The organism is Aeromicrobium sp. REDSEA-S38_B2, from assembly GCF_001628525.1.
GTDB lineage: Bacteria > Actinomycetota > Actinomycetes > Propionibacteriales > Nocardioidaceae > Aeromicrobium > Aeromicrobium erythreum.
In genome coordinates this window covers 43,364-54,944 of the sequence record NZ_LUNH01000032.1, presented here as the reverse complement: position 1 = coordinate 54,944, position 11,581 = coordinate 43,364, and the positions used below count along the sequence as shown (strand labels likewise).

Genomic DNA, 11,581 nt, shown 5'->3' with positions numbered 1-11,581 from the left:
GCTCGAGGTGCAGGCCCTGCTCCGCGGCCCAGGCGAGGGCGGCCTCGCTCTCCGGGGTGGACGCCCCGTAGGTCGCGCCGAGCCACCCGTGGTCGGCGTCGAGGTCGTCGGGCCCGACGCGGACGTCGACGAGCGCGCCCCGCGTGCGCAGCAACGACGCGGTGTCGTCGGCCAGCCGCGCCACCGTGACGGCGTCGAGACGGAAGGAGTCGTTGACGACGACGCCGAGCACGCGCGAGCGCAGCCCCGCCATCCGCAGGCCGAGCGTCAGGCCCGCTGCCGTGCCGCCCGACCCGACCGCCGTCACCACCGTCGCCGGCTCGGGCAGCAGACCCGCCCGCACCTGCTCGGCGATCTCGAGCGCCGTCTCCACGTAGCCGAGCGTGCCGACGGGCGACGACCCGCCGGCCGGCAGGTAGGCGGGTGTCCGCAGCCCGTCGGCGTAGCGGGCCAGCAGGAACGGGGCCGCGGCCCGCAGCCGGGCCACGGAGCGGAAGCGGTGCACCACGGCACCGGACGCGTCGAGGCGGCGGGTCTGCTCGCGCACGTGGTCGTCGACCGGCTGGTCGACGAGCCCCAGCACGACGCGCAGGCACTCCTCGCGTCCGTAGAGCGCCGCCGCGAGGCCCCAATGGGTGCCGATGCCGCCGACCGTGAGCAGCGTCCCACGCTTGCGACGTCGCACGTCGGGCAGGATCCACTCCAGCTTGCGGACCTTGTTGCCGCCCCAACCGCCGTCGCCGAAGACCGACTCGTCCTTCAGCCAGAAGCCATCGAGCTCACGCACCGGCGTCGACCCGCGTCCCAGCCGCGTCCACGGCAGGTCGGCGCCCGGGAACCGGCGCAGGAGCAGGCTCATCCGACCAGCCGCCGCGCGTCGAGCAGGCCCGCGCCGAACCTCTGGTCCTTGCCGCGGGGACCCAGGTCGCGGGCGGTCTCCTCGAGCCGCGCCGCGACCCGCTGCGCGCTGAGCCCGCGTCGGCTCATCGCGAGCGCGGCCGCCGCGGCGACGTAGGGCGACGACATCGACGTTCCGCTCAGCGCGCAGTAGACGTCGCGGCACGACAGCCGGTCGTCGCGCGGGACGGTCGACCAGATGCCCCGTCCCGGAGCGACGACGTCGACCCACGAGCCACAGCTGCTGAACGACGAGCCCCTGAGGTCGGCGTCGACCGAGCCGACTCCCACGACGCCCGGGTAGGCCGCCGGGTACTGGACCGGACGGAACAGCACCCCGCACCCGCTGTTGCCCGCGCCGGCGACGACGAGCACGCCCTTGCGCTGCGCGTAAGCCACGGCGCGGGCGAGCGCCGGGTCGTCGGTGCCGGCGGAGAGCGAGAGGTTGACCCCGCCACGTGGGTGCCGTGCCCGTGGGGGTCGCCGCTGACCGTCCCGCCTGTGAGCACGTCGACGCCGCGCATGACGTTGCCGCGCAGGTCGGGGTGGGTGCGATCGACGCCCGTGTCGACGACGGCGACCACGGCGCGCGGGGTGGAGCGGGTGGCGCGACCGTCGGCCCGGCGCCACAGCGTCTCCGCCTGGAGCCGGTCGAGTGCCCACTGCCGACCGCGCAGGGTGTCGTTCGAGCGCAGCGCGGCGACGGGTTGCGCCATCGAGACGGTGACCGCCGACGGGTCGTCGAGCTGGGCGGCCACGACCCGCTGCGCCTGGGCACGGTCGGCCACGCGGACGGTGCGCACCACGGGTCGACCGTCGGGTGCGGTGACGGTCGTGACGACCCGCAACGCTCCCCCGGACGGGGCGGAGGCGACGATGCGCGCCGCCGTAGCGCGCGCGGAGTCCGCCCGCGACGCGGCCGACGCGGGCACGAAGGCCGTGCCCGCCAGGACCGCGAGGACCGCCACCAGGGCGGTCGTCCGGACGCTGCGCGTGCGTGAGGTCACGCGCCGGAGACTACCGCTCCCGCCACCTCAGCACGCTGTACACGAGCAGACCCCACGCCGCGAAGGCCGACGCGACCAGCCCGAGACCCGTGGCCCAGCCCGCCGCGGGCAGCTGGGGCCCGAAGCCGACGCCCAGCACCTCGAACTCCGGGATCGTCGGGCTCACCCACCACACGACACCGAGCACGGCGAGCCAGACGCCGCCGAGCGCGCTCAGGACGATGCGCGGCCAGGTGGCCACGCCGAACCGGGCCGCCTCCACCGCCTTCTCGCGCAAGGGGTCCAGCACCCGCCGCGCCCACGCGTGCTGCCGTGCCAGGATCGTGATGCCCGCGAGGATGATGAGCAGACCAGGACCCGGCAACGGCCAGAGGATGATGCCGATGACGACGACCGCCCAGCCGAGCACCTCCGTGACGACCCTCTCCACCACGCCCTGATCGCGGGCCCGACCTTCCATGCGCTCAGGATGCCGCACGGCCCCAGCCGCGGCACCCGACGCCCACCGATCCCCGACGCCGACGGCGTCGAACCACCCTCGCGGACCCCGGCTGGCGGGGCCGACCCGACCGGACCAGGATTGACCCCATGAACAAGGCTGCTGCGCTGCACTCCCTCGCCGAGGACGCCCTCGGCATGACCCTCCCCGTCCGACTGCGGCTGTGGGACGGCAGCGAGGCCGGCCCCGAGGACGCACCCGTCCTGGTGCTGCGCGACAAGCGCGCGGTCCGCCACGTGCTGTACTCCCCCGGCGAGCTGGGCGTCGCCCGCGCGTACGTGCAGGGCGACCTCGACATCGAGGGCGACCTCGCCGACGGCCTGCGGACCATGTGGGAGGCCGTCCGCGACGCCCGCGCCGCCGACGCGAACGCCGCACGCCCGCGCATCAAGGCCCGGCACGCGCTGCGCGGCGCCTGGCTGGCCGTGCGGCTCGGCGCGATCGGTCGACGTCCGAAGGCACCCGCCGCCGAGTCGAACCTGACGGGCGAGCTGCACAGCCGCGAGCGCGACCGCGCCGCCATCAGCCACCACTACGACCTCTCCAACGACTTCTACGAGCTCGTCCTCGACCCGCAGATGGCCTACTCGAGCGGCTTCCACGCCGACCCGACCTGGTCGCTGGAGCAGGCGCAGACCGCCAAGCTCGACCTCGTGTGCCGCAAGCTCGGCCTCCGCCCCGGCATGCGGATGCTCGACATCGGCTCGGGCTGGGGCTCGCTCAGCCTGCACGCCGCCGAGCACTACGGCGTCCACGTCACCGGCGTCACCCTGTCGCACGAGCAGCGCGACTTCGTCATGAAGCGCGCCGCAGAGCGCGGGCTGCAGGGTCGCGTCGAGGTGAGCCTGCGCCACTTCCGCGACCTCGCGGGGGCGGGCGTGGCCGACGGCACCATCGACGCGATCGCCTCGATCGAGATGGGCGAGCACGTCGGCGACGAGGAGTACGTCGTGTTCACCGAGTCGATCCACCGCTACCTGCGTCCCGGCGGCCGCGTGCTGATCCAGCAGATGTCGCGCAGCAACGACCAGGTCGGCGACCGTCCCGGCGGCGGCCCGTTCATCGAGACCTACATCGCCCCCGACATGCACATGAAGCCGATCGCCAAGACCATCGGCCTGATCGCCGGGGCCGGCCTGGAGATCCGCGACGTGCAGGCGATGCGCGAGCACTACCCGATGACGGTCGCCGGCTGGGCCCGCAACCTCGAGGAGAACTGGGGCACCGCGGTCGCGCTCGTCGGCGAGGAGACCGCCCGCGTGTGGCGTCTCTACCTGGCGGGCGGGTCGCTCGCGTTCGAGGAGAACCGCATGGGTGTCGACCAGATCCTCGCCGTCAAGCCGTCGCCGGCCGGACGCTCCGACATGCCGCTGACCCCGCTGGAGTGGCTCGCATGATCGCCAACGACGGCTCGCACAGCCTGCTCACGCTCGCGATCGGGTTGGCGACCGTCGTCGTCTTCATGGGCGCCTGCATGGCCATCTCCGTGCGCGTGCAGAAGCTCACCGTCGTCGACACCGCCTGGCCCCTCGGGTTCGTGCTCGTCGCCGTCGTGTCCGTCTTCGTGACGAACGCCGGCGACGGCATGCCCGCGCCGCAGCTCCTCCTGCTGGTCCTCGTGACGCTGTGGGGCCTGCGCCTCGCCGCGCACCTGTACCACCGCAACAGCGGCAAGGACGAGGACCCGCGCTACGCCGAGCTGGCCGAGGCCGACGGCCGCTCGTTCGCGCAGGTCGCGCTCACCCGGGTGTTCCTGCCGCAGGGCATCGCGATGTTCCTCGTCGCCACCCCGGTCATGGTCGGCATGAACAACCTCGGCGTCGTCGGCTGGCTCGGGTGGCTCGGCGTCGTCGTGTGGGCGGTCGGCCTGTTCTTCGAGGCCGTCGGCGACTGGCAGCTCGCCCAGTTCAAGAAGGACCCCGACAACAAGGGGAAGATCATGGACCAGGGCCTGTGGCGCTACACCCGGCACCCGAACTACTTCGGTGACGCCTGCGTGTGGGCCGGCATCTGGCTGGTCGCCGCGTCGTCGTGGGCCGGTGTCGCCACCGTCGTCAGCCCGATCGCCATGACGATCTTCCTCACCAAGGTCACCGGGGCCGCGAACAACGAGAAGGGCATGCGCAAGAGCAAGCCCGGCTACGACGACTACGTGCGTCGCACGAGCGGCTTCATCCCCCTGCCCCCGAAGAAGGCCTGAGCATGGCGCCGGTGCTCGTCACCGGGGTCACCGGCTTCGTCGGCGCCCACCTGGCCGCGCGACTCGTCGAGCTCGGCCGCGAGGTGCGCGTGCTCGTGCGCGACCCGGCCCGGCTGCCCGACGCCGGGTGGGTCGAGCACGTCGAGGTCGTGCGCGGCGACGCGACCGACGCGGCGTCGCTGGAGCGGGCGCTCGACGGCGTGGCCGTGGCCCACTACCTCCTGCACGCGATGTCCGACGGCGACGACTACGCGGCCGCCGACCGCGAGATGGCGCAGACGTTCGCCGCCGCGGCCGAGCGGGCCGGCGTGCGTCGCATCGTCTACCTGGGCGGCCTGCGCCCGCCGGCCGGCAGCGAGCCGACCGAGCACCTCGCGTCGCGCGACGAGGTCGCGCAGATCCTCCTCGCCGGCGCGGTGCCCGCCGTCGTCCTGCGCGCGGGCATGGTCATCGGACGCGGGTCGGCGTCGTTCGACCTCATGGAGGTCGCGACCCGGCTGCTGCCCGTGGTGGTCGGGCCGACGTGGCTGCGCCGGCACATGCAGCCGGTCGCGCTCGACGACCTGCTGCACTACCTCGTCGCCGTCACCGACCTCGACGACGACGTGAACCGAGGCTTCGACGTGGGTGGTCCCGACGTCATGAGCTACCGGGAGCTGCTGGAGGCGCACGCGCACGCGTCGGGCCGTCGTCGTCCTCCGACGCTGCTGTTCCCCGTGCTGCTGCCGCACACGTTCAGCCTGGTCGTCGGCACGCTCGCGCCCGGGTCGAGCTCGCTGAACGCGGCCCTCGTGCACAGCCTCAGCCTCGACATGGTGTGCACCGAGCGCGACCTCGAGACGCTCGTGGGCCCGCCCGAGGGCGGCCCGACCGGTGTCGAGGAGGCCTTGCGGCGCGCGAACGCCTGAGCGTCGCGTCGTCGTAGGGCTTGACCGTGCGGGCCAGGCCCGGGGCGGCTACTCGCTGACGAAGATGTGCACCGCGGCGTCGGCGTCGACCTCGGCGGTCTCGCCCTGGCGGGCGACGACGACGCCGTCGTGACCGCGCGAGACGAGGACGTCGTTGCCGGGCAGCGCGCCGACCCGGCGCAGCACCGACATGACCTCGGTGTCCTTCTGCAGCTCCTCGGCGATGCGACGCACGATCCGGCGGACCGGCTCGTCGCCACCGCGGACCGCACGGGTGAGCGGCTCCACGCCGTGCAGGAACAGGGAGGGGTCGACGGTCTCGCCGAGCTCGTCCAGGCCCGGGATTGGGTTGCCGTACGGCGACTCCGTGGGGTGCTCGAGCAGCTCGACCAGGCGGCGCTCGACCTGCTCGGACATGACGTGCTCCCAGCGGCACGCCTCCTCGTGCACGAACTCGATCTCCAGACCGATGATGTCGGTGAGCAGACGCTCCGCGAGGCGGTGCTTGCGCATGACGCGGGTGGCGAGGGCGCGGCCCTTGTCGGACAGCTCGAGGTGACGGTCGCCCTCGACGGTGAGCAGGCCGTCGCGCTCCATGCGGGCGACGGTCTGGCTGACCGTCGGGCCGCTCTGGTGCAGACGCTCGGCGATGCGCGCGCGCAGGGGGACGATGCCCTCCTCCTCCAGCTCGAAGACGGTGCGCAGGTACATCTCGGTGGTGTCGATCAGCTCGCTCACGCGCCCATTGTTCCATGGCGTGCAGACAGCCCGTGCACGCGTGAGGATGAGAACCGTGTCGACCTCCGTGATCTGCTTCCGCTCCGACTTCCGGCTGAACGACAACCCCGCGCTCCGCGAGGCGATCGAGGCGGGCCCGGACGGGGTCGTGCCGATGTTCGTGCTCGACGACCACTACTGGGGACCGAACGGTCGGACCCGCCTGGCCTACCTCATGGCGCTCCTGCGCGACCTCGACGAGCGCGTCGGCGGGCTCACGGTCGTGCACGGCAAGCCGTGGGAGGCGGTGCCCCGCGTCGCCCGGGCGGTCGGGGCGACGAGCGTGCACGTGGCCGCCGACTACGGCCCGTACGAGAAGGACCGTGACGACCGGGTCGAGAAGGCGCTCGCCGACGACGACGTCGCCCTCGTGCGCACGGGCTCGTCGTACGCCGTCGCGCCGGGGCGGGTCACGAAGGACGACGGCAGCCCGTACCGCGTCTTCACGCCGTTCTACCGCGCCTGGCGGCAGCACGGGTGGCGCGCGCCCGCTCCCGGCGTGCGGTCGGTGCCGTGGATCCGCGCCGACGTGCGCACCAAGCAGATCCCCGACGTCGACCCGCCCGACGGCGTCGCGCTCCCGCCGCTGGGCGAGGACGCCGCCCGGCGTCGCTGGCGCGAGTACCTCGACCAGGTCGACGAGTACGACGACCTGCGCGACCTGCCCGGGCGCGACGCGACGTCGCGCATGTCGGTGCACCTGAAGTGGGGGACGATCCACCCGCGCACGATGCTCGCCGACCTCGCCGAGCGAGGCAGCAAGGGGGCGGAGGCGTATGCGCGCGAGCTCGCGTTCCGCGAGTTCTACGCCGACGTCGTGCACCACCGACCCGACACGCTCGCCGGCTACTACGACAAGCGGTTCGAGGCGATGGACTACGACGAGCCGGGCGAGGACCTGCAGGCGTGGAAGGACGGACGCACCGGGTTCCCGATCGTCGACGCCGGCATGCGCCAGCTGCTCGCCGAGGGCTGGATGCACAACCGGGTGCGCATGATCGTCGCCAGCTTCCTCGTGAAGGACCTGCACCTGGAGTGGACCGTGGGCGCCGACCACTTCCTCGACCTGCTCGTCGACGCCGACCCGCCGTCGAACCAGCACGGCTGGCAGTGGGTCGCGGGCTGCGGCACCGACGCGTCGCCGTACTTCCGCATCTTCAACCCGACGTCGCAGGGCAAGAAGTTCGATCCCGACGGGACCTACGTCCGACGCTGGGTGCCGGAGCTGCAAGACGTGCCAAGAAAGTTCGTCCACGAGCCGTGGAGGCTGGACGAGCCGCCGGCCGACTACCCCGCCCCCATCGTCGACCACGCCGAGGAGCGCCAGGAGTCGCTGCGTCGGTACGAGGCGCTCCGGTCCTGATCCGTCGCGGACGGTCCGCGCCTGGTTACGGTGGATCAGTGACCACGATCCCCCGCAGGTTCAACGGCCCCGAGCACTCCGGCAACGGAGGGTGGGTCAGCGGGCTGCTCGCCCACGAGCAGACCCAGCGGCACGGCGACGAGGTCGTGACGGCCACGCTGCGCCAGCCCCCGCCGCTCGAGGTGCCGCTCACGTGGGAGGAGCACCCCGACGAGGTCCGGCTCGTGACGGCGGGCGGGGCGCTGATCGGGCAGGCGTCGGCCGGTGCGTTCGAGCACGACCCCCTGCCCGCGCCGTCGGCCGAGGAGGCCGAGGCCGGCGTGGCGTCCTACCCCGGCTTCACGCTGCACCCGTTCGACCGGTGCTTCACCTGCGGCACGGCCCGGGAGGCCGGCGACGGCCTGCGGCTGTTCACCGGACCGGTGGGCGACGGCCGGCGCACCGCAGGCACCTGGACGCCCGACCCGGGCGTGGCCGGCGACGACGGGCTGCTCGACGTGCCGACCACCTGGGCGGCGCTGGACTGCCCGGGCGGCTGGGCCGCCGACTTCACCGCTCAGGCGATGGTGCTCGGCCGCATGACGGCGCACGTGCTGCGCCGTCCGGCCGCGGGCGAGCCGCTGGTCGCGTCCGGTCTGCTGCGCGAGCGCGACGGTCGCAAGTTCCGCACCGCCACCGCCCTGCACACCACCGACGGCGAGCTGCTCGGTCGCGCCGAGCAGGTGTGGATCGAGATCGACCTCGCCCGCTTCTCCTGAGAGCAGCTCTCCCACCGCACAGAACTCCGACCGCAACGGTCGCGTCCGCACGTTGTCAGCGGGATCTGCGACGCTGACCGGATGACCGTAGGTGCGAGTGCACATGTCTTGTTCCCCGACATGGCAAGGCCCGACTACGAGCTCGGGTCGAAGGTCGCCGCCGCGCTCGCAGTCGGGTCCTCCTGGAAGCACAGGAAGGTTGAAAGCCTGCGCCTGCTCGAAGGAGAGCTCGGGCGGCGGCGGGTCTCGCTGGACTTCACGCCCTACGGAGATGCAACCGTCGGAGGCGACGCCGAGCAGCCGACGTGGCGCATCGTGCCCTTGACGATGCTGGAGAAGCGACCGCTCAGAGATTTCGACCTGCAGGACCAGGACGGACGTCCGTTGACTGTTCTGGGGCGCACCGACGACGGCTTCGTAGCCTGGTCGGTCCTCGCAGAACGCTTCAGGGTCGACCTCGGCCATGATCTGGGACCTGACATCCTCCAGGCTCTGTACGACGTGGTTCACAGCCCCGCTGCGGAAGCAGCCAAGATTGCGGACGACCTCGTCGACGGCACGGTTCAAGGTGCCAGCGTGCTCGAGGCCGAGCGTCTGGACCGGGACACGAGGAACCTCGCCCAAGACTTGGCTCGAAACTTTCTGCTCATCACCCTCCTGCCCGTCGATTCTTGTCAGAGGCAGATCGTGAAGTACTCGTCGCACTGGCAGATCGATCTTCCGGACGAGCTACCAACGCTCGTGGAGCGCTTCCAGGTGGGGCTGGGGCTGAGAGCGTTACCTCTGCAGTTGGACGTCGGCGGCGCCTCGGACGCGGCGTCGTACCACTTGGAGGTCCATGCGGTACCGGGGATGCTGATCTCTCACATGTCACTACCGATGGGAGCGGGCCACTCACCGTTCCGTGAAGACGATCAGGTCGGGTTGATAGGACACACAGTCGAGTCCTACGACGTCTCGCCACAGGAGAAGGCAGTCTTGAGCCTCATGGTTCCCCGCGGGGGAATGAGGTCAGTTGCTCTCTTCACCACTGCTTTCACGACCGTGGTCTTCGCTCTCGAACGACTGCTGCCCGGCGCGCACGAGGCTCTCCTGACCAGTAGCGACGGCGCTGGTGCCGTGCTCCTCATCATTCCTGCGGCGTACTCGCTGGCGCTCTCACGACCGAGCGAGAACGCCGTGCTCTCGCACCTGTGGTGGCCGTTGCGCTTGTTGACGGTCGTCTGCATCGTTCTCCTGCTCGCCGGGGCGGCAAGCCTCGTAGGAGTCCTGCACTCGCCCTTCACAGACGTGCTGTGGTGGAGCGGTTCTGCCGTTGCTGCCACGTCCCTGGCGATCCAGTGCTGGGCCTGGCTTGTGTCGGAGGCTCGGGGTACACCATGGTGAGAGCGCGATACGCTGGCGACGGAGGAACCTGACATGGCCCGGAAGATCAAGACCACTGAGCGTGCGATGGGAACGATTCGCTCCATCGAGGGAACACGTCGTTCCTCGTCGTCTGCAACCCGGTCCGTCGTCTCGGGCCGGTACGTCAAGCCCAGTAGCTCCAGCCCCAAGCCCACCTGACGGAACCTCCGCTCCGCTGTTCAGGGGGTGGGGTTGCGCGCGTCGTAGGCGCGGAAGCCTCGCGACCGCAGCCCGAACCACGCCGTCGCGGCCACGCAGAGCGCTCCGCCGACGGTCATCGCCCACGCCTCGCCGGCCAGACCGGCGAGCGAGCCCATCACGAAGTCGCCGAGTCGCGGCCCACCGGCGACGACGACGATGAACACCCCCTGCATCCGACCGCGCATCTCGTCGGGGGCGGCGGTCTGCAGGATGGTCGACCGGTACGCCGCGCTGACCATGTCGGCCGCACCGGAGCAGGCCAGCATCAGCACGCACAGCCACAGCAGCGAGGCGCCGGAGAACACCGAGACGCCGGCCAGGGCCACGACCGTGCCGTACACGCACACCGCCGCGACGACGGCCACGCCGTGGCGATGGACCCGGCTGACCCAGCCGGAGACGAGGAACGCGGCCACGGCACCGATCCCAGGCGCCGCCTGCAGCAGCCCCAAGGTCTCCGGCCCCGTGGCGAACACGGTGACGGCGAGCGCCGGGAACAGCGCCCTCGGCTGCGCCAGCACCATGGCGAACAGGTCGACGACGAACGTCATGCGCACGTTCGGCGCGGTGCCGAGGAAGCGCAGCCCCTCGACCACCGACCGCAGGCCGGGCGAGCCCTGCTGCGACGTCGGGGGCATGGCCGGGAGCCGCGACAACGAGTACAGCGCGGCGACGAACAGCACGACGTCGACCACGTAGGCGGCGTCGACGCCCTTCCACGCGATGAGGACGCCGCCGAGCAGCGGGCCGGCCGTGAAGGAGAGGTTCGTGGCCGCCATGCCCAGCGCGTTCGCCGCCGGCAGCAGCTCGGCCGGGAGCAGTCGCGGCAGCATCGCCGAGCGGGCGGGCTGGTTCACCGCGAACAGCGCCGACTGCACGGCCACCAGCCCGTAGAGGAATCCCACGGAGTCGATGCCGGCGAGGCTGTGCGCCACCAGCGCCATCGAGCACAGCCACAGCCCGAGCGCCGAGAACAGCGCCACCCGGCGTCGGTCGAAGGCGTCGGAGAGCGCGCCGCCGTAGAGACCGCCGAGCACCAGGGGCAGCAGCCCGGCGAGCCCGATCAGACCGACGGAGAACGACGAGCGGGTGAGCGAGTAGACCTCGAAGGCGATCGCGACGATCGTCATCTGCTGGCCGAAGGCCGACACGGTCTGGCCGATCCAGAGCCGTCGGTACGCCGGGGAGGCCCGCAGCGGGCGCACGTCGGTCAGCACCCCGGACAGTCGACTCACGCAACGATCCTGACGCATGCCCCGGACCTGCCGGTTGGCAGGATGCCCTCATGGCCCGCGCACCGATGTCGACGCAGAAGGTGCAGCAGTGGATCATCAGCCTGCTGGTGCTCGCCGTCTCGTGCTTCCCGCTCGGTGCCCTCACCGCCGCGGTCGCAATGCTCGCCGACGAGCGGCACGACGCGGCGCTGGTGCTCGTCGGCGTGATGGCGGCCCTCGGCATGGCCGCGGTGTCCGCCGGGCGCCTCGTCCACCGCCTCTCCCCCGTGTCGCCGTGGACCCTGCTCGGCCTGCTGCCCGCCCTCGCCGCGGCGGCGCTCTACCTCTGA

At 72.1% G+C, this 11,581-nt stretch carries 11 protein-coding genes and 2 pseudogenes; 7 read left to right on the top strand and 6 right to left on the bottom strand.

The window, feature by feature from the left end; translation table 11 throughout:
- The 4 genes and pseudogenes from A6Q81_RS08170 to A6Q81_RS08160 form a co-directional block, all read right to left on the bottom strand.
- A partial coding sequence (locus tag A6Q81_RS08170; RefSeq protein WP_286690136.1) for a 1-aminocyclopropane-1-carboxylate deaminase/D-cysteine desulfhydrase occupies window positions 1-859 on the bottom strand: 859 nt, incomplete at its 3' end.
- Window positions 856-1,329, bottom strand: a pseudogene (locus A6Q81_RS08165) (S8 family serine peptidase); the annotation flags it as partial. The pseudogene A6Q81_RS08165 and the gene A6Q81_RS08170, both read right to left, overlap by 4 nt.
- Window positions 1,330-1,355: 26 nt before the next feature.
- Window positions 1,356-1,613 (bottom strand): annotated as a pseudogene (locus A6Q81_RS17210) (S8 family serine peptidase); the annotation flags it as partial.
- A 301-nt stretch (window positions 1,614-1,914) separates the two neighbouring features.
- On the bottom strand, window positions 1,915-2,364 hold the full coding sequence (locus A6Q81_RS08160; protein WP_286690134.1) for a PGPGW domain-containing protein: 450 nt from the start codon (window positions 2,362-2,364) through the stop codon (window positions 1,915-1,917).
- 128 nt (window positions 2,365-2,492) lie between these two features.
- Between A6Q81_RS08160 and A6Q81_RS08155 the strand changes: the two genes are divergently transcribed.
- Genes A6Q81_RS08155 through A6Q81_RS08145 form a run of 3 tightly spaced genes read left to right on the top strand, consistent with a single transcriptional unit; the run spans window position 2,493 to window position 5,511 of the window.
- Window positions 2,493-3,800 (top strand): SAM-dependent methyltransferase, encoded by a 1,308-nt coding sequence (locus tag A6Q81_RS08155; RefSeq protein ID WP_286690133.1) that lies wholly within the window; start codon window positions 2,493-2,495, stop codon window positions 3,798-3,800.
- On the top strand, window positions 3,797-4,603 hold the full coding sequence (locus tag A6Q81_RS08150) for a DUF1295 domain-containing protein (protein ID WP_286690132.1): 807 nt from the start codon (window positions 3,797-3,799) through the stop codon (window positions 4,601-4,603). Before A6Q81_RS08155 ends, A6Q81_RS08150 begins: the two co-directional genes overlap by 4 nt.
- Before the next feature lie 2 nt (window positions 4,604-4,605).
- A complete protein-coding gene (locus A6Q81_RS08145; protein WP_286690131.1) occupies window positions 4,606-5,511 on the top strand; it encodes an NAD(P)H-binding protein in 906 nt (301 codons plus the stop codon).
- A gap of 48 nt (window positions 5,512-5,559) precedes the next feature.
- Here A6Q81_RS08145 and A6Q81_RS08140 read toward each other — a convergent pair whose 3' ends face one another.
- Window positions 5,560-6,249, bottom strand: coding sequence for an iron-dependent transcriptional repressor DtxR (locus A6Q81_RS08140; RefSeq protein ID WP_067859227.1), 690 nt, complete (start codon window positions 6,247-6,249; stop codon window positions 5,560-5,562).
- A 46-nt stretch (window positions 6,250-6,295) separates the two neighbouring features.
- On the opposite strand from A6Q81_RS08140, the gene A6Q81_RS08135 reads away from it, so the two are divergent.
- The 3 genes from A6Q81_RS08135 to A6Q81_RS08125 all read left to right on the top strand — a co-directional run bounded on the left by A6Q81_RS08135 (window position 6,296) and on the right by A6Q81_RS08125 (window position 9,795).
- Entirely contained in the window at window positions 6,296-7,651 is a 1,356-nt protein-coding gene (locus tag A6Q81_RS08135) for a cryptochrome/photolyase family protein (RefSeq protein ID WP_286690130.1), read from the top strand.
- 38 nt (window positions 7,652-7,689) lie between these two features.
- Window positions 7,690-8,409: a hotdog family protein gene (locus A6Q81_RS08130; protein ID WP_286690129.1), complete on the top strand. Its 720-nt coding sequence runs from the start codon at window positions 7,690-7,692 to the stop codon at window positions 8,407-8,409.
- Window positions 8,410-8,490: 81 nt separating this feature from the next.
- On the top strand, window positions 8,491-9,795 hold the full coding sequence (locus A6Q81_RS08125) for a hypothetical protein (protein WP_286690128.1): 1,305 nt from the start codon (window positions 8,491-8,493) through the stop codon (window positions 9,793-9,795).
- A gap of 200 nt (window positions 9,796-9,995) precedes the next feature.
- Here the strand turns inward: A6Q81_RS08125 and A6Q81_RS08120 are convergent, their stop codons facing one another.
- Window positions 9,996-11,252 (bottom strand): MFS transporter, encoded by a 1,257-nt coding sequence (locus A6Q81_RS08120; RefSeq protein WP_286690127.1) that lies wholly within the window; start codon window positions 11,250-11,252, stop codon window positions 9,996-9,998.
- A gap of 50 nt (window positions 11,253-11,302) precedes the next feature.
- Here A6Q81_RS08120 and A6Q81_RS08115 point away from each other — a divergent pair, with 50 nt between their 5' ends.
- A complete protein-coding gene (locus A6Q81_RS08115) occupies window positions 11,303-11,581 on the top strand; it encodes a hypothetical protein (protein WP_253025884.1) in 279 nt (92 codons plus the stop codon).